The organism is Janthinobacterium sp. LM6 (genome assembly GCF_002002885.1).
Classification (GTDB): Bacteria; Pseudomonadota; Gammaproteobacteria; order Burkholderiales; family Burkholderiaceae_D; genus Janthinobacterium; species Janthinobacterium kumbetense.
On sequence record NZ_CP019510.1, the window covers coordinates 6,029,183 to 6,044,864 of the forward strand.

The following is a 15,682-nucleotide window of genomic DNA, read 5'->3' on the forward strand; positions in this document are numbered from 1 at the left end:
GAGTTAGTCTAACTATCTTTACAACACTAACGGGCAGATGGGGCTATATCCTATTGTTTCAAGGGGTATGCGTGGCAAAACCGGAATTACATCGATCCATGTTACAGCTTATTACAAAGCACTTCCCATTTCGGCCAGCGATCCGTGCGCGCCCCCCTTGATTTCCCAGGCTTCCCACGGCAAAGCGGGCATTCTACCAGTCCCGCCGCGGCCATCGCCACTGGCGGTGTTGCTATTTGGAAAACCCCTTGGCTGCGCCAGACATGACAAAGCCGCGCAAGCGCGGCTTTCTTGATGATATTTGATACCGGCAGCGACAGCTTAATTCGGCGCGCCCAGGGCCAGGGCCGCCGTGCGCGCCTGCTCGCCCGCCTTCTTGTCCGCTTCGCGCTGCGCCGCCGTCTTCATCGTCGGCCAGCCAATCATGTGCTGTTCCGCAATTTCCGCCAGGCCCGCGATCCAGGCTGGCGTTTCGTTCAGGCAAGCGATGTAATGAAACTGCTGGCCGCCGGCCGTCTCGAAATCATGCTTGGCTTCCATGGCGATCTCTTCCAGGGTTTCCAGGCAATCGCTGGTAAAGCCCGGACACAGCAGGTCGACGCGCTTGACGCCCTGTTGCGCCAGCGCCACGAGGGTGGGTGCCGTGTACGGCTGCAGCCATTCGGCCTTGCCAAAGCGCGACTGGAAAGTCACCACGTATTGATCTTTGCTTAACTTCAACTTTTCCGCCAGCAAGCGCGCCGTTTTCAGGCATTGGCAGTGGTAGGGATCACCCAGCAGCAAGGTGCGCTTGGGCACGCCATGAAAACTCATCACCAGTTTTTCGGGACGGCCATGCGCTTCCCAATGATTCAGCACGGAATCGCGCAAGGCGTCGATGTACGTGTCGTGCTCGTGATACTGCTTGATAAAGCGCAATTCCGGCACATTGCGCACCGTGGCGTAATGGGCAAACACGGCGTCGTAGATGGAACCCGTCGTCGTGCCCGAGTATTGCGGATAGGCAGGCAGGATGGCGATGCGCTCGCAGCCTTCACTTTTCAGCCTGGCCAGCACTTCGGGCAGGGAAGGCGAACCGTAGCGCATGGCCATGGCCACCGTGACGCCATCGTGGCCCCGCTCGGCCAGGGCGCCGGCCAGCAATTTCGCCTGCTTTTGCGTGTGCACTTTCAGGGGCGAACCGTCGCGCGTCCAGATCGACGCGTATTTTTTGGCAGACTGGCCGGAGCGGAAGGGCAAAATGATCAGGTTCAGGATGAACCACCAGACCAGGCGGGGAATCTCCACCACGCGCGGGTCGGACAAAAATTGCTTCAGGTAGCGCCGCACGGCCGACGAGGTCGGCGCATCGGGCGTGCCCAGGTTGACCAGCACCACGGCGCTGCGGTCGATACGGCCATGCGTGTACGGCGGTTCTGTTTGAAATGACATGAAAGCTCTTCGAAGGCGTTGGATGGATTAGCCGACCATTATAGTTACATTGCGTCAACATTGGGAAAGATGGAAAGGAACGGCATAAGGCTAACTGCCATTCTCACCAGACCGGCTTACGCTAACAACGCCTAACAAAACCGTAGCGAGCGGCAGCGAGGCTCGGCGCCCCCGTTGGTCTGAGAAGCGCAGCTGTGCGAAGCACGGGGCCGCCGAGGCAGTGAGCATCGCTGGCCGCGACCCGCGACGCGCAGTAGGTTTGGTTAGGTGTACTAGATAGCCAGCAACTCGCGTGCATGCTTGCGCGTGGTGGCCGTGATTTCCAGGCCGCCCAGCATGCGCGCCACTTCTTCCACCCTGGCCTTGGCGTCGAGCATATCGATGCGCGACGCCGTCTTGCCATTGTCCAGGGTGCTTTTTGCCACCTGGAAATGCTGATTCGCCTGGCTGGCCACTTGCGGCAAGTGGGTCACGCACAGCACTTGCCGTCCCTGCCCCAGGCGTTTCAACAAACGCCCCACCACTTCGGCGACGGCGCCGCCGATGCCGCTGTCGACCTCGTCGAAGATCAGGGTCGGCGTGGTGGTGGCGTGCGAGGTGATGACGGAGATGGCCAGCGCGATGCGCGCCAGTTCGCCGCCGGACGCCACTTTCGCCAGCGAGCGGGGCGCCGTGCCCGCATGGCCGGCGACGAGGAATTCCACTTGCTCCAGGCCATGCGCGGCCGGTACGCACGGGTGCAGGGCGATTTCAAAGCTGCCGCCCGTCATGCTCAGTTCCTGCATGGCGCGCGTGACGGCGTGCCCCAGTTCCAGGGCGGCGGCGCGCCGCGTGGCGGACAAGCGCTCGGCCACGCTGCGGTATTCCGCCTCGATCTTGGCTTCCTGGCGCAGCAAGCCTTCGATATCGGATGCGTCCGCCAGGTGCTGCAGCTTTTCCGACAGCTTCGCGTGTTCCTCGGGCAATTCTTCGGGCGTGACGCGGAATTTGCGGGCCGTGCTGTGCATGGCTTCCATGCGCGCGTCGAGCTGGTGCAGGCGCTCCGGGTCCAGTTCGACCCGGTCCAGGTAATTGTTCAGCGCGTACACGGATTCCTGCAATTGAATGCGCGACGATTCGATCAGGTCGACAATCGGTTGCAATTCCGCATCGACGGACACCAGCTTGCCCAGCTTCTGGTTCAGGGCCGACAGTTGCGACACGATCGGATGGTCTTCCTGTTCAGAAATGATGGACAAGGCTTCCTGCGCCCCTTCCAGCAGGCTGGCAGCGTGCGACAGGCGGCTGTGCTCGTTCGTGATCTCCGTCCATTCACCGGGCTTGGCGGCCAGTTTTTCCAATTCTCCCACTTGCCATTCCAGGCGTTCGCGCTCGTACAGCACGTTGGCGGCGTTGGTTTCGAATTCCTCGCGCTGGCGCACGAGGGCGCGCCAGCGCTTGTGCAACGCCGCCACTTGCCGCGCATCCTGCTCCGCGCCCATTTCGCGCGCCGTCGCCTGGCCGTCGAGCAAGGCGCGCTGCGCCTCGCTTTTCAGCAAGGATTGGTGCGCATGCTGGCCGTGGATGTCGACCAGCATGTCGCCCAGCTCGCGCAGCTGCGCGGCCGTGGCGGGGATGCCGTTGATATACGCCTTCGAGCGGCCCGCGTTATCGATCACGCGGCGCAACAGGGCGCCGCCCTCGTCGTTGGCGAACTCATTGGCCACCAGCCAGGCCTGCGCAACCTCGCTGACGGAAAAATCGGCCGTGATGTCGGCCTTGGCCGCGCCTTCGCGCACCACGCTGGCGTCGCCGCGCCCGCCCAGCGCCAGTGTCAGCGCATCGATGAGGATGGACTTGCCGGCGCCCGTCTCGCCCGTCAGCACGCTGAAGCCGGCGGAAAATTCCAGTTCAATGGTATCGACAATGACAAAATCGCGAATGGACAGTGTATGGAGCATGGCTTCAGTGGTTAGGCGGCGCACCGCGGGTTGAGATAGGGAAACTTATTAGCTGAGCTTGCCCTCGCCCGACGGGTACTCATTCCAGTGCAATTTTTCACGCAGGGTGTTGTAGTAACTCCACCCTTCCGGATGCAGGAAGGTAATCGTGTGCGGCGAACGGCGGATGAGGATGCGGTCTTGCTGGACCAGGCTGGCAAAGGTCTGCATGTCGAAATTGACGCTGATATCGCGTCCGCGCACGATTTCCACCACGATCTGGCTGGAGTCGGGCAAGACGATGGGACGGTTCGACAGCGCATGCGGGGCGATCGGCACGAGCACGATGCCGCCCAGGGTCGGGTGCAGCAAGGGGCCGCCGGCCGACAGCGAGTACGCGGTCGAGCCCGTGGGCGTGGAAATGATCAAGCCATCCGACCGCTGGTTGTACATGAAGTGGCCGTCGACCTCGACACGCAATTCGGCCATGCCGGCGCCGCCGCCGCGCGAAACGACGACATCGTTGACGGCCATGCCCACGTGGATCGATACGCCATCGCGCAGTACGCTGCCTTCAAGCAAGGTACGGCGTTCGGCCTTGAAGCGACCGCCGAGGATTTGCGCCAATACAGGCAGCATACGCTCGAGCGGAATATCCGTCATGAAACCCAAACGCCCTTGATTGATACCGATCAAGGGTACGTCGAATGGCGCCAGCTGGCGCGCAATGCCCAGCATGGTGCCGTCGCCGCCCATGACGATGGCGCAATCGGCGGCGGCGCCGATCTCGGCCGGCGACATGGCGCGCACGCCTGGAAACGCCAGGTTCAGGTGCGCGGCCGTCTCCGCCTCAAACACCACCGTGTGGCCCAGCACTTGCAGGAAATCGACGATGCTTTTCACGGGCTCGGCAATGCCATCCGTATTCTGGCGCACGACCAGGGCGATGGTCTTGGCACCCAGGTTGAAGCGCTCGCCCGGGGCTGGCAAGGTCGCGGCTGGCTGTTCGGCGTGTGTATCGACGGGCATAAGAGTCTCGGTAGTGAATTCGGTGGCAAACCGCCCCAGGCTGTCGCATCGCACGCCGGCATCGCATAATACTGTATATATGCACAGTATAGTGCGGCTGCCGCGTGCCTGCAAGGGGCGTTCTTGGTGTTGCACGCAGTGTAGCGCAGAAAAAGAATCGTCCATGCGTGCGCCAGCGCTCCCTGCCCGGACAAATCCGCTTGCGGGCGGCCCGGCGCGGCAGGACACTGATTGCACGTCATTTTTACTGTCAGGAGGCCATATGGCTACCCAGTCAAGCGAACGCAAGATCAATACCGAGGAAAAAGTCAGGAATGACGGCGTCGACCGCCTGCCGCACGAGCGCGACGAATCGCCCGATGCGCAAAACGTACGCCCGCGCAAAATCATGCAGCAGGCGGCCAGCGACCTGGAGCAAGGCCTGGTCGATACGGATCGGCGTGCCCAGCCCGGCGTGGAAAAGGTCAAGCCGGCCGAACCGAAACAGGCGCGTCCCGACGCAGAACTGGAACCAAAGAAGGCACGCTGAGTCGAACCGTCGTGGGCCGCGCATGCTCCCGCAGTGTGACGCAACGAACGGAAGCGGCAAGCCCCGGCGCGCATGATGAACGCTCGAACCACGCAAGGAGTACATCATGAAAAAAACAGGATCAGCCGTCTGGAGTGGCGGCCTTAAAGATGGCAAAGGGTTTATTTCCACCCAAAGCGGCGCGCTCGACAACATAGCCTATGGCTTCAACACACGCTTCGAAGACGGTCCCGGCAGCAATCCGGAAGAACTCATCGGTGCCGCCCATGCGGCCTGCTTCACCATGGCCCTGTCCGGCCAGCTGGGCGAGGCGGGCTTGCGCGCCACGGCCCTGAAAACCACGGCCGACGTCAGCCTGGAAAAAATCGACGGCAGCTATGCCATCACGGCCGTGCACCTGACCCTCGTGGCCACCATCCCCGGCGCCACCGACGAAGTGTTCCAGGACGCGGCCCTGCGCGCCAAGCTCGGCTGCCCCGTGTCCAAATTGCTGGCCACGGAAATCACCCTGGATGCCCATCTGGAGTAATGCCGGCATGCCGTCCGCTGCCGTCCCATCACCGGACGGCAGGGGCGGCCTCGGCAAGAAAGCCGTAAAACGCATAAAATCCTGCCATTCCCCTATCATCCTCAAGGATTTACGATGCGTATTTTGCACACCATGTTACGGGTCGGCGACCTGCAGCGCTCCATCGATTTTTACACCAAGGTCCTGGGCATGAAATTGCTGCGCACCAGCGACAACCCGGAATACCAGTACACCCTGGCCTTCGTCGGCTATGGCGCGAATCCCGACCATGCGGAACTGGAACTGACGTATAACTACGGCACCACCAGCTACGAGCTGGGCACGGCGTATGGCCACATCGCCATCTCGGCCGACGACATTGTCGCCGCGTGCGACGCGGCACGCGCAAATGGCGGCAATGTCACGCGCGAACCGGGCCCCGTGAAAGGCGGCAATACCGTCATCGCCTTCATCACCGACCCGGACGGCTACAAGATCGAATTGATCGAGCGCAAGTTCGACGGCCCGGGCGGCGGCCTGTAATACCTCAGCCTGGCTCGGCGGCCTGTGCAATGGCCGCGCGCAGCCAGGCGATGCCCGCATCGCCGTCCGTGCGGCGGTGCCGTATCACTTCAAACGCAAACGGCGCGATGGCAAACGGTGCAGCGTACTGCGCCAGCTCTTGCGCCGCACTGCCCTGCAAGGTGCGCCGCGCCACCGTCAGGATCAAATCCGTCCCCATCACGACAGCCGGTGCGACCGTCCAGTACGGCACACGCACGGCGATGCGGCGCGTCTGTCCCAGCTGGGCCAGGGCCGCGTCGACTTCGGCAGCCATGCCGCCTTCGCTGGATGCCACCAGCACATGGGGGCGCGCCAGGTAGGTGTCCAGGCTCAACACTTCACCGGCCGCCAGGCTGGCCGGATCGAGCGCGCACGCAAACGTTTCCTCAAATAAAGTTTCTCTGTGTAACTGCTCGGGCAGTTGCGGGAATACACCGAGCGCCAGGTCGATCTCGCCATCCTGCACGCCAGCGATCACGGCCGGACGGCTGGCGTAGCTGACAGCCAGGTCGATGCCCGGTGCTTCCACGCGCAAGCGCCGCAGCAAAGCGGGCAAGAGCAAGGCCGCGCCGTAATCCGACATGGCCAGACGAAACACGCGCTGCGCCGTGGCCGCCTCGAAGACGGCGCCGCCCAGCACGGAACGCACGCTTTGCAGGGCTTCGGCCAAGGGCCGCGCCAATGCCAGCGCGCGCGCCGTCGGCTGGAAGCCGCCCTTGCCGCGCAGTAGCAGCGCGTCGCCGAGCAGGTGGCGCAAGCGAGCCAGCGCATGGCTGACGGCAGGCTGGCTCATATGTAACCGTTCAGCCGCGCGCGACAAATGGCGCTCGCTGAGCAGCGCATCCAGGATCACCAGCAAGTTCAAATCGACGGCGCGCAGATTATTCGTTTGATGCATAGTTGGATGACAAACTACGAATTGGATTTAATCATGACAGCATAATACGATGACTCCATCAACTCAACACGCAGGGAGTCATACATGAACGGATGGATCACCTTGTTTGCCCCGCTGGCCATGCTGGCCGGCGCCGTCGTCCCCTTCCAGGCGGGCGCAAATGCCGCGCTGGGCCGCAACCTGGGCCACCCGCTGTGGGCGACCATTGCCTCGCTGGCCGTCAGCGCCGTGCTCGCTTCACTGGTGATGCTGCTCTGGCGGGTGCCGGCGCCCGATGTCCAGCTCGCCATGCGCGGACCGGGCTGGTCCTGGCTGGGCGGCGCGGCCGGCGTGTTTTATATTACGGCCGCGCTGATGCTGGCGCCGCGCATGGGGTCCGGTCCCTTCATGGCCGCCGTCATCGGCGGGCAAATGCTGGCCGCGCTGGCCATCGACCGCTACGGCTTGCTGGGCTTTGCCGTGAAGCATATTTCTCCGCTGCACTGGGCCGGTGCAGGGCTGGTGGTGGCGGGCGTGATCCTGACGCAAGTGGCCAACAACCGCGCCGTGTGATAACACGGCAAGACGAAAAAAAACCAGCGCCGTCGCCGGGGCTGGTTTTGATCGTGCGCAATACTGGATTACTTGTCCAGCAAGGCATTGACGGGCATCAAGTCCGTTTCCTTCAAGGTGCCGGCCGCCGCCTTCAGGCGCAAGCCGTTCATGATGGTGTCGTAGCGGGCTTTCGACAGGTCTTTTTGTGTCGAGAACAATTGTTTCTGCGCATTCAAGACGTCGATATTGATGCGCACGCCCACTTGATAGCCGAGCTGGTTCGACTCCAGCGCCGATTTGCTCGACACTTCCGCCGCTTCCAGCGCCTTGACTTGCGCCAGGCCGCTATTGACGCCCAGGAAAGCCTGGCGCGCGCCTTGCGAGGCCGTGCGGCGTGCCGTTTCCAGGTCGTTGCGGGCCTTGTTTTCCAGCGCGATCGATTCGCGTACCTTGCTGGTGACGGCAAAGCCGCTGAAGATCGGGATGCTCCACTGCACGCCGATGGCATTATTGTTATTGCCGTTGCCATTGCCGCCGCCCGAGGAATAGGTATGGCCTGCGTTGGCGATCAGGTCCACGGTCGGGTAGTGGCCGGCGCGGTTGCGGCCGATGTCGCGCTTGGCCGATTCCACGTTGAACTGGGCCGTGACGACGCCGTAGTTCTGTTCTTCGGCGGACGACACCCACGGCTCGACGGCAGCCGGTTCGGGCGCGCTGATGACCACGCCCGTGCGCATCGGTGCCAGGGTGGTCGGCGCTTCGCCGATGATGGTTTGCAAGGCGCTGCGCTTGTTGGCCAGGTCATTGATGGCGGCAAATTCCTGCGCCACCACCAGGTCGTAGGCCGCTTGCGCTTCGTGCGTATCGGTAATCGTTTGCGTGCCCACTTCGAAGTTGCGCTTGGCCGATGCCAGTTGCTCCGTCGTGGCGACCTTTTGCGCCTGCGTGGCGCCCAGGTTGTCCTGCGCGCTCAGCACGTCGAAATACGCCTGCGCCACGCGGGTGATCAGGTCTTGCTGCACTTGCGCAAATTGCGCTTCGGCAATCGCCTGCGCCAGCTTGCTTTGCTGATAGGTTTCCCAGCGGTCCCAGCGGAACAGCGGTTGCGCCAGTGTCAAATTGTAGGCATTCGTGCGCACGTTCACGGACGGCGAGGTGATCTTGTTGCCGCCATTGTTCTGGACGATTTGCTCCTGATTGCCGCGCGTATTGCTGCCCGAGGCGGAGATTTGCGGCAGCAAGCCTGCCAGCCCCTGCGGAACCCGCTCCATCCCGGCCGACAGGGCCGCGCGCGCGCTGGCGTACTGCGCGTCATTGGCCAGCGCCTGCTGGTACACCTGGATGAGATCGGCCGCCTGCGCTTGCAGCGAGTATGTCATCGAGACAAAGGCGCTGGTCATCAGCACGGCGATAAGGGGTTTCCGCATTGCATTTCTCCGTTGGAGTCGTCAAAAGTTGATGGAATCAAAAATCTGCTACCGCTTGCCTTGCGCCCGCCGGGTGAGCGGGGTACAGGCCTCCGCAGGCATGCAGGAAAACATGCCTGGGTGCATCTACTGCAAAATAACTTAGTATTTAGGCATCGCGCTGTCGACTTGCAGCGCCCAGGCATGCACGCCGCCCGTCAAATTACTGATCTTGCCAAAACCATTGCGCTCCAGGAAGGCTGCCACTTGCATGCTGCGCATGCCGTGATGGCAGATGCAGACGATCTCGGCGTCTTCATCGAGGTCATCGATGCGCGCAGGAATCGAATTCATCTGCATCAGGGTGGCACCGTCGAGGTGGCACAGGTCGAACTCCCACTGTTCCCGCACGTCCAGCAACAAGGGGCGCGGGCGGGAAGGGTCAGCCAGCCAGGCGGCCAGCTGCGGTGCACTCAAATGCTCCATCGAATCGGTCGCCTCAGAACTGGAAATGCGACGGTGCCACGGCTTGCAGCGGCGTGACATTGGTTTCAAACAGCTTGCGCGTGTCGTAGGCCTTGTCCGAGCTGCGCGTGATCAGGTGCGCCGACATGATCGGCGCTTCGCCGATGATGGCCAGGATGCGTCCGCCGACTTTCACTTGTTGCAACAGTGCTTCCGGCAACACGGCCAGGGCGCCGGACACGACGATTACGTCATACGGTGCGCCCTTGCTCCAGCCTTGCGCGCCGTCGCCCAGTTCCACGGTGACGTTCGTCACACCGTTGGCGGCCAGGGTCTGCTCGGCCAGGGTTTTCAATTGGGGAACGATTTCCACGCTCGTTACATGACGTGCCTTGTGCGCCAGCAACGCGGCCATGTAGCCGCTGCCGGTGCCGATTTCCAGCACATTTTCATGCTTTTTGACGGCTACGTCTTGCAAAATGCGCGCTTCCAGCTTCGGCGTCAACATGCATTCGCCACCGCCCAGTGGAATTTCGGTATCGACGAAGGCCAGGTTTTTATAGGCGGCCGGCACGAAATCTTCACGCTTGACCACGTTCAACAGCTCCAATACGTCGATATCCAGTACGTCCCATGGACGGATCTGCTGTTCGATCATATTGAAGCGGGCTTGTTCGATATTCATCTTTGGACTCGGTAAGTGAAGTAATAATCCGCCATTTTATCGTTGAACTGGCTGAAAGCACATGTTAACCATAAAGGCGGGGAATGGAGGAAATTTGCGACGATCTGCAGATTTGGGGGGGCGAACCTTGGAAAAGGGGCAACTGAACGGTAGAGGCAAGCTCCGCATATCAACTTTTCCCGGGCGCCTCCACCTGCAAGCTGCGCAAACTCATGTCGATAAAGGCATCCATGTAGGCGACGGGATCGATGTTCTTGACCTCGCACGGCAGGAAGGAGTGCGTCCACATCATCAGCATGGTGACGGGCGCGCTGAGGATGGTGCTGACCAGCACGGGATCGACCTGGCGAAATTCGCCGCGCTGCATGCCCCGTTCCAGCAAGGTGGCGATCAGCGCATTGCCGCGCGTGACCACCTCTTCGTTGTAAAACTGCGCCAGTTCCGGGAAGTTGTTCGCTTCGGCCAGCATCAGCTTGGTCAAACCGGCCAGCTTGGTGGCGCCGAATTCTTCCCACCATTGCATCATCATGCTGCGCAATAACTCGGCACTACTGCTGTCCGAGGCGGCCATGCTGTCTTCCGCCTCGCCGATGGAATGCACGATATTGTCGCGCACCACGGCCTTGAACAGCTCTTGCTTGTTCTCAAAGTACAGGTACAGGGTGCCTTTCGACACGCCGGCCCGCTTGGCCACATCCTCCAGGCGCGTCGATGCGAAGCCCCGTTCGACAAACAGGTCGAGGGCGGCGGCGAGCAACTCCTGCGGGCGGGCATCCTTGCGCCGCTCCCAGCGGGGCTTGGTATCAATCGGGGCTTGCATGTGTCTTTCCAAGTAACTTACTTTTGAGTCATTAATAGTAGCCCTGTCTATGGGCAAGGTCAAGCGCGGGGCACCGCCCGGCACGCCGAACACGGGTATTGTACGCTGCGTGCCGGCGTTGGCGACACCTCCACTGCCGCCGGACCTGCGGCGCCAGGTGAAGCAGAATGCGTTTCACCCCGCGTTTTGCGCAGTTCGTCGCATTTCCATGCAAGCCAGCGCACCGCTTTGCTATCTTCTCATCGACAGCACGGCAGCCGCGGCGCGGCAGCCGGCTTTTTTCTTGTCCCGAACTAAAACAATCATAAAGGAAACACCATGCGTACCTTGCTGGCCCTGTGCTGTGCCGTTGCCCTTGGCGGTTGCGCCATCGTCATCAACCCCAACGATGGCGAAGTGCGCTATGCCGATTCCAGCAGCAATGTCATCCAGGGCAACGGGCAAGTGAGCCGCGACGTGCGCCAGGTCAGCAACATCAGCGCGCTCGACATCGACAATATGAAGCGCATCGACATCAAGATCGACGTGCGCGTCGGCCCGACGGCATCGCTGGTGATCGAAGCGGACAGCAATCTGCAACCGCTGATCCATAGCGACGTGAACGGCAACACGCTGCGCCTGTGGAGCGACACGAACATTCGCAGCAGCAATGGCATCCACGTCATCTATACGACACCGCAATTGAGGAAAATCAACATCTCCGGCTCCGGCCGCCTGGTGGTCAGCGGCCTGAATGGCGACGATTTCAGCCTGGAACAGCGCGGGTCGATGAAGAGCGAATTGTCGGGCACGACGGGACGCTTCGACGTGGCCAACAATGGCTCGGGCAGCATCAATGCGGCGGCCCTCGCCAGCGGCAACACGGACGCGGTGCAGAACGGTTCCGGCAGCATCCAGCTGGGCAGCGTGCACGGCGAACGCATCAACGTGGCCGTCAACGGCTCGGGCAGCATCAGCGCCAACGGCGCCGTGCAGCGCCTCGACGCCAACGTGAATGGCTCGGGTGATGTCAACCTGGCGTCGCTGCGCAGCGACGTTGCCTATCTGGCGAGCAACGGCTCCGGCGACATCGACGTCAGCGTCCAGAATGAAGTCAACGCCCGCGCCAGCGGTTCCGGCCGCATCACCGTGCATGGCGATCCGGCCCGCCGCACTTTGTCGGGCAAGCGCGTCAGCATCGTGCGCTGAACGCGCCCGGGCAACACGCGGGAGCCGGCTTGCTATACTGTCGGCTCCTCACCCGCCCGTCTGAACTCCCATGTCACCATCTGCCACCCTGGCATGCCGTCCTTCGTGCGGCGCCTGCTGCACCGCACCGTCCATCACCAGCCCGATTCCTGGCATGCCGGAGGGGAAACCGGCGGGCGTGCGCTGCGTGCAGCTGGCCGATGACAACCGTTGCAAGATCTTTGGCCAGCCGGAACGGCCCGCGTTTTGCGGCGGCTTGCAGCCATCCGCGGAGATGTGCGGCAACAGCCGCGAACACGCGGTGCACTGGCTGGCGGAGTTGGAACGGCTGACGGCGCCCTGAGCGGCGTCCCTGCTTGCATCGCGCTTAGCGCGCGTCTTCCGCTTCCTCGGCGTCGCGCTGCCGCTTGTATTCCAGCAAGGTGGCAATCCCCAGATAGATCAGCAGCAGGCACACGGAATCGCGTGCATCGCTCCAGCCCAGCGTGCCATGACGCATCCAATGCAGCGCATTCAACACGATCATCATGCCCAGGATCAACCATCCACTGCGGCGCAGGGCGCGGCCCGGCAAGCTTGCCTTGAAAGAGGTACTTGAAAACATGGCTTCCCTTATTTCATTCCATTTTTTACAACACTAACAGAATTTATATCTTTTCGGCAATATCTGACGGAAACCTGCGTACACTTGACTCGCTTTGCACGTTTGCGTATATTCATGCGCATTCCTGCACGTTTTAGAAAAAACCCATGTCCGCCACCCTGCTCCTCAAACAACGCCACGCGCTGATCCAGCAACAATTGCACGCCGATGGCAGGGTGCTGGCGCTGGATCTGGCGCGCCAGCTTGACGTGTCCGAAGATACGATACGGCGCGACCTGCGCGAGATGGCGGCGGCCGGCCTGTGCCAGCGCGTGTATGGCGGCGCCCTGCCGCTGGCGCCGGATGGCGGCACCTTGAGCCAGCGCAAGCAGGAAGCGCCGGAACGCAAGGCGCGTCTGGCGCAGGCCGCCGTCTCCCTCGTGCGCGCGGGTCAGGTGCTGTTTTTCGATGCGGGTTCAACCAACCTCGCCATCGCCAGCACCTTGCCAGAGTTAGCGCTCACTGTCATCACCAATGCGCCAGCCATTGCCATGGCGCTGATGGAACGCCCGGAAATCGAGCTGATCATGGCTGGCGGCAGGGTCGACCGGCGCGCCGGCGCCAGCCTGGGCCCGCAGGCCTTGCGCACGGTCGAGCGCATGCATCCCGACCTGTGCTTCCTCGGCGCCTGCGGCGCCGATGCGGACGCGGGCGTGACGGCGTTCAACTACGACGAGGCCGAGTTCAAGCGCAGCATCGCCGGCGCCAGCAAGGCCGTGGTCGTGGCCGTCACCAGCGACAAGCTGGGTACCGCCGCGCCCTTTGGCGTGCTGGCCACCGGCTTGCTGCAGCACCTGGTGCTGGAAGCCGATGCCGACGCTGCCCACCTGGCCGCCTTTGAACGGCTGGGCGTGCAAGTATTGCGCGCCCGCGCCTGATGTTATCCACCCGACCTTTGAAAAGTTCCCCCATGCATCTCACCGGCACCCTGCAACAACGCGCCACGCGCCTGGTCTTCTTCGCCGCCGGCCTCGGCATGGCCGCCTGGGCCCCGCTGGTCCCCTACGCCAAATCGCGCCTGGGCCTCGATGAAGCCACCCTCGGCATTTTGCTGCTGTGCCTGGGCGCCGGCTCGCTGTGCGCGATGCCGTTTACGGGCATGCTCACGGCACGCTTCGGCTGCCGCAAGGTCATCTGCGGCGCCGGCCTGCTCCTGACCGCCATCCTGCCCGGCTTGGCGCTGGCCGCCACGCCGCTGCAGCTGGGCCTGGTGCTGCTGGTGTTCGGCGCGGCCATGGGCACGTTTGACGTGGCCATCAACATCCAGGCCGTGATCATCGAAAAGGCCAACGGCGGCGCCATGATGTCGGGCTTTCATGCGCTGTTCAGCGTGGGCGGCTTTGCCGGCGCGGCTTGCATGGCCTTGCTGCTGTGGCTGGGCCTGACGCCGGCCTGGTCGTGCGTGGTGGTAATGCTGCTGCTGTGCGGCGTGCTGGGTGCGGCGCAAGGCCATCTGTTGCCGACCGCCTCCGCCTCCGGCGAAAAGACGCCGCTGTTCGTCATGCCGCATGGCGCCGTCATTTTCATTGGCCTGTTGTGCTTTATCGTCTTCCTGGCCGAAGGCGCCATCCTCGACTGGAGCGCCCTGTTCCTCACCACCACGCGCGGCGTGGAAGAAGCCAAGGGCGGCCTCGGCTACGCCGCCTTCGCCATCGCCATGACGGTGGGCCGCTTCACCGGCGACAAGGTAGTCAGCCGCTTTGGCGGAAAGCGTGTGCTCACTTTTGGCGGATTGTGCGCGGCGGCAGGCTTCTTCCTGGCCGTGCTGGCACCGCATGCCAGTCTGGCCATGCTTGGCTTCGTGCTGATCGGCCTGGGCGCGGCGAATATCGTGCCCATCCTGTTCACGGCGGCAGGCAACCAGCATGCCATGCCGGCCAGCCTGGCGGTGGCGGCCATCACCACCATCGGCTACGCGGGCATCCTGGCCGGCCCGGCCGTGATTGGCTTTGTCGCCCACGCCACCAGCCTGAATATCGCCTTCGCCATGCTGGGCGCCGCCCTGCTGCTGGTGGCGGCCAGCGCGCGCCTGGTGGCGCCGGCAAAACAAGTATCCTGATCCCTCCCCTGCCTGGCGGACGGCGCTAAAAAAGCGCCGCCCAACTGCGCCCAAATAAGGTTCGCGGGCCTGCGGCATGGTAAGCTTCGACCCCGCGCACATTGCCGGCGCCACGCGGTCACCCCATCCTGTCACTTATACCCGTTTATACATCTATGGATCTCATTCTTGCGTTAAAAGCCATCATCATGGGGCTGGTCGAAGGTTTTACCGAATTCTTGCCGATTTCGTCCACGGGACATCTGATCCTGGCCGGCAGCCTGCTCGACTTTACCAAGGATGTCTCGAAAGAAGTCATGGATGTCTTCGAGATCGCCATCCAGGCCGGCGCCATCCTGGCCGTGTGCTGGGAATACCGCCAGCGCATCGGCAGCGTGCTGTCCACCTTCGGCACCGAAGTCAAGTCGCGCAAATTCGTGCTGAACGTGGCCATCGCCTTCATTCCGCTGGCCGTCATCGGCCTGGCCATCGGCAAGATGATCAAGCATGCGCTGTTCAAGCCAGTACCGGTTGCCATGGCCTTCATCATCGGCGGCATCATCATCTTGCTGGTGGAGCGCCGCGCGCGCATCAACCCCGTCACCGTGCGCGTCAACTCGGTCGATGAAATGACGCCGTTCGACGCCCTGAAAGTGGGCTGCGCGCAGGCATTTGCGCTGATCCCCGGCACCAGCCGTTCCGGCTCGACCATCATCGGCGGCATGCTGCTGGGCCTGTCGCGCAAGACAGCCACCGAATTCTCGTTCTTCCTGGCCATCCCGACCTTGTTCGCGGCCACCTTCTACTCGCTGTACAAAGCGCGCGACATCCTGTCGGCCACCGACGTGCCCCTGTTTGGCCTGGGTACCGTGGCCGCCTTCATTTCCGCCTTCCTGTGCGTGCGCTGGCTGCTGCGCTATATCAGCTCGCACGACTTCACGTTTTTTGCCTGGTACCGCATTGTGTTCGGCTTGCTGGTGTTGGCCAGCGCCCACTACGGCTGGGTTGTTTGGGCAGAATAAGGC

The 15,682-nt window shown here is 62.5% G+C and carries 18 protein-coding genes; 9 read left to right on the plus strand and 9 right to left on the minus strand.

Annotation, left to right across the window (positions count from 1 at the left end; translation table 11 throughout):
- Nucleotides 1–321 precede the first annotated feature (321 nt).
- From hemH to BZG29_RS26505, 3 genes are all read right to left on the minus strand, one after another.
- Nucleotides 322–1,431 (minus strand): ferrochelatase, encoded by a 1,110-nt coding sequence (hemH, locus tag BZG29_RS26495; RefSeq protein ID WP_077408718.1) that lies wholly within the window; start codon nucleotides 1,429–1,431, stop codon nucleotides 322–324.
- 272 nt (nucleotides 1,432–1,703) lie between these two features.
- The gene (gene recN / locus BZG29_RS26500; RefSeq protein WP_077408719.1) at nucleotides 1,704–3,371 is read right to left on the minus strand and encodes a DNA repair protein RecN; all 1,668 of its coding nucleotides are present in this window, start codon (nucleotides 3,369–3,371) and stop codon (nucleotides 1,704–1,706) included.
- Between the two features lie 48 nt (nucleotides 3,372–3,419).
- Nucleotides 3,420–4,379, minus strand: a complete 960-nt coding sequence (locus BZG29_RS26505) for an NAD kinase (RefSeq protein ID WP_251350094.1) — start codon at nucleotides 4,377–4,379, stop codon at nucleotides 3,420–3,422.
- 262 nt (nucleotides 4,380–4,641) lie between these two features.
- Here BZG29_RS26505 and BZG29_RS26510 point away from each other — a divergent pair, with 262 nt between their 5' ends.
- From BZG29_RS26510 to gloA, 3 genes are all read left to right on the plus strand, one after another.
- Nucleotides 4,642–4,908 carry a hypothetical protein gene (locus tag BZG29_RS26510; RefSeq protein WP_077408720.1) on the plus strand — a complete coding sequence of 89 codons (267 nt, stop codon included), beginning with the start codon at nucleotides 4,642–4,644 and terminating at the stop codon, nucleotides 4,906–4,908.
- 106 nt (nucleotides 4,909–5,014) lie between these two features.
- Entirely contained in the window at nucleotides 5,015–5,437 is a 423-nt protein-coding gene (locus BZG29_RS26515; RefSeq protein ID WP_077408721.1) for an OsmC family protein, read from the plus strand.
- Nucleotides 5,438–5,551: 114 nt separating this feature from the next.
- The gene (gene gloA, locus BZG29_RS26520) at nucleotides 5,552–5,959 is read left to right on the plus strand and encodes a lactoylglutathione lyase (protein ID WP_077408722.1); all 408 of its coding nucleotides are present in this window, start codon (nucleotides 5,552–5,554) and stop codon (nucleotides 5,957–5,959) included.
- Nucleotides 5,960–5,963: 4 nt separating this feature from the next.
- Here gloA and BZG29_RS26525 read toward each other — a convergent pair whose 3' ends face one another.
- On the minus strand, nucleotides 5,964–6,878 hold the full coding sequence (locus tag BZG29_RS26525; RefSeq protein ID WP_077408723.1) for a LysR substrate-binding domain-containing protein: 915 nt from the start codon (nucleotides 6,876–6,878) through the stop codon (nucleotides 5,964–5,966).
- An 84-nt stretch (nucleotides 6,879–6,962) separates the two neighbouring features.
- On the opposite strand from BZG29_RS26525, the gene BZG29_RS26530 reads away from it, so the two are divergent.
- Entirely contained in the window at nucleotides 6,963–7,430 is a 468-nt protein-coding gene (locus BZG29_RS26530; RefSeq protein WP_077408724.1) for a DMT family transporter, read from the plus strand.
- Between the two features lie 68 nt (nucleotides 7,431–7,498).
- On the opposite strand, the gene BZG29_RS26535 is transcribed toward BZG29_RS26530, so the two are convergent.
- The 4 genes from BZG29_RS26535 to BZG29_RS26550 all read right to left on the minus strand — a co-directional run bounded on the left by BZG29_RS26535 (nucleotide 7,499) and on the right by BZG29_RS26550 (nucleotide 10,788).
- The gene (locus BZG29_RS26535; protein WP_077408725.1) at nucleotides 7,499–8,839 is read right to left on the minus strand and encodes a TolC family outer membrane protein; all 1,341 of its coding nucleotides are present in this window, start codon (nucleotides 8,837–8,839) and stop codon (nucleotides 7,499–7,501) included.
- 141 nt (nucleotides 8,840–8,980) lie between these two features.
- Nucleotides 8,981–9,304, minus strand: a complete 324-nt coding sequence (locus BZG29_RS26540; protein ID WP_034745954.1) for a rhodanese-like domain-containing protein — start codon at nucleotides 9,302–9,304, stop codon at nucleotides 8,981–8,983.
- 13 nt (nucleotides 9,305–9,317) lie between these two features.
- Complete coding sequence (locus BZG29_RS26545; RefSeq protein ID WP_034788761.1) at nucleotides 9,318–9,968, minus strand: protein-L-isoaspartate O-methyltransferase; 651 nt, start codon at nucleotides 9,966–9,968, stop codon at nucleotides 9,318–9,320.
- A gap of 169 nt (nucleotides 9,969–10,137) precedes the next feature.
- Entirely contained in the window at nucleotides 10,138–10,788 is a 651-nt protein-coding gene (locus tag BZG29_RS26550) for a TetR/AcrR family transcriptional regulator (RefSeq protein ID WP_077408726.1), read from the minus strand.
- Between the two features lie 318 nt (nucleotides 10,789–11,106).
- Here BZG29_RS26550 and BZG29_RS26555 point away from each other — a divergent pair, with 318 nt between their 5' ends.
- Together BZG29_RS26555 and BZG29_RS26560 are read left to right on the plus strand one after the other, a co-directional pair.
- A complete protein-coding gene (locus BZG29_RS26555; RefSeq protein WP_077408727.1) occupies nucleotides 11,107–11,976 on the plus strand; it encodes a head GIN domain-containing protein in 870 nt (289 codons plus the stop codon).
- A gap of 70 nt (nucleotides 11,977–12,046) precedes the next feature.
- Entirely contained in the window at nucleotides 12,047–12,319 is a 273-nt protein-coding gene (locus tag BZG29_RS26560; RefSeq protein ID WP_077408728.1) for a YkgJ family cysteine cluster protein, read from the plus strand.
- Between the two features lie 24 nt (nucleotides 12,320–12,343).
- Here the strand turns inward: BZG29_RS26560 and BZG29_RS26565 are convergent, their stop codons facing one another.
- Nucleotides 12,344–12,580 carry a hypothetical protein gene (locus BZG29_RS26565; RefSeq protein WP_077408729.1) on the minus strand — a complete coding sequence of 79 codons (237 nt, stop codon included), beginning with the start codon at nucleotides 12,578–12,580 and terminating at the stop codon, nucleotides 12,344–12,346.
- 146 nt (nucleotides 12,581–12,726) lie between these two features.
- On the opposite strand from BZG29_RS26565, the gene BZG29_RS26570 reads away from it, so the two are divergent.
- The 3 genes from BZG29_RS26570 (at nucleotide 12,727) to BZG29_RS26580 (ending at nucleotide 15,679) form a co-directional block, all read left to right on the plus strand.
- Nucleotides 12,727–13,497 (plus strand): DeoR/GlpR family DNA-binding transcription regulator, encoded by a 771-nt coding sequence (locus BZG29_RS26570; RefSeq protein ID WP_077408730.1) that lies wholly within the window; start codon nucleotides 12,727–12,729, stop codon nucleotides 13,495–13,497.
- Between the two features lie 32 nt (nucleotides 13,498–13,529).
- Complete coding sequence (locus BZG29_RS26575; protein WP_077408731.1) at nucleotides 13,530–14,678, plus strand: MFS transporter; 1,149 nt, start codon at nucleotides 13,530–13,532, stop codon at nucleotides 14,676–14,678.
- Nucleotides 14,679–14,833: 155 nt separating this feature from the next.
- Nucleotides 14,834–15,679, plus strand: coding sequence for an undecaprenyl-diphosphate phosphatase (locus BZG29_RS26580; RefSeq protein ID WP_077408732.1), 846 nt, complete (start codon nucleotides 14,834–14,836; stop codon nucleotides 15,677–15,679).
- Nucleotides 15,680–15,682: the final 3 nt, after the last annotated feature.

Excerpts from the sequence above, each read along its gene's own strand:
- hemH (WP_077408718.1), bottom strand. The coding sequence starts at position 1,431 with ATGTCATTTCAAACAGAACCGCCGTACACGCATGGCCGTATCGACCGC.
- recN (WP_077408719.1), bottom strand. The coding sequence starts at position 3,371 with ATGCTCCATACACTGTCCATTCGCGATTTTGTCATTGTCGATACCATT.
- BZG29_RS26505 (WP_251350094.1), bottom strand. The coding sequence starts at position 4,379 with ATGCCCGTCGATACACACGCCGAACAGCCAGCCGCGACCTTGCCAGCC.
- BZG29_RS26510 (WP_077408720.1), top strand. The coding sequence starts at position 4,642 with ATGGCTACCCAGTCAAGCGAACGCAAGATCAATACCGAGGAAAAAGTC.
- BZG29_RS26515 (WP_077408721.1), top strand. The coding sequence starts at position 5,015 with ATGAAAAAAACAGGATCAGCCGTCTGGAGTGGCGGCCTTAAAGATGGC.
- gloA (WP_077408722.1), top strand. The coding sequence starts at position 5,552 with ATGCGTATTTTGCACACCATGTTACGGGTCGGCGACCTGCAGCGCTCC.
- BZG29_RS26525 (WP_077408723.1), bottom strand. The coding sequence starts at position 6,878 with ATGCATCAAACGAATAATCTGCGCGCCGTCGATTTGAACTTGCTGGTG.
- BZG29_RS26530 (WP_077408724.1), top strand. The coding sequence starts at position 6,963 with ATGAACGGATGGATCACCTTGTTTGCCCCGCTGGCCATGCTGGCCGGC.
- BZG29_RS26535 (WP_077408725.1), bottom strand. The coding sequence starts at position 8,839 with ATGCGGAAACCCCTTATCGCCGTGCTGATGACCAGCGCCTTTGTCTCG.
- BZG29_RS26540 (WP_034745954.1), bottom strand. The coding sequence starts at position 9,304 with ATGGAGCATTTGAGTGCACCGCAGCTGGCCGCCTGGCTGGCTGACCCT.
- BZG29_RS26545 (WP_034788761.1), bottom strand. The coding sequence starts at position 9,968 with ATGAATATCGAACAAGCCCGCTTCAATATGATCGAACAGCAGATCCGT.
- BZG29_RS26550 (WP_077408726.1), bottom strand. The coding sequence starts at position 10,788 with ATGCAAGCCCCGATTGATACCAAGCCCCGCTGGGAGCGGCGCAAGGAT.
- BZG29_RS26555 (WP_077408727.1), top strand. The coding sequence starts at position 11,107 with ATGCGTACCTTGCTGGCCCTGTGCTGTGCCGTTGCCCTTGGCGGTTGC.
- BZG29_RS26560 (WP_077408728.1), top strand. The coding sequence starts at position 12,047 with ATGTCACCATCTGCCACCCTGGCATGCCGTCCTTCGTGCGGCGCCTGC.
- BZG29_RS26565 (WP_077408729.1), bottom strand. The coding sequence starts at position 12,580 with ATGTTTTCAAGTACCTCTTTCAAGGCAAGCTTGCCGGGCCGCGCCCTG.
- BZG29_RS26570 (WP_077408730.1), top strand. The coding sequence starts at position 12,727 with ATGTCCGCCACCCTGCTCCTCAAACAACGCCACGCGCTGATCCAGCAA.
- BZG29_RS26575 (WP_077408731.1), top strand. The coding sequence starts at position 13,530 with ATGCATCTCACCGGCACCCTGCAACAACGCGCCACGCGCCTGGTCTTC.
- BZG29_RS26580 (WP_077408732.1), top strand. The coding sequence starts at position 14,834 with ATGGATCTCATTCTTGCGTTAAAAGCCATCATCATGGGGCTGGTCGAA.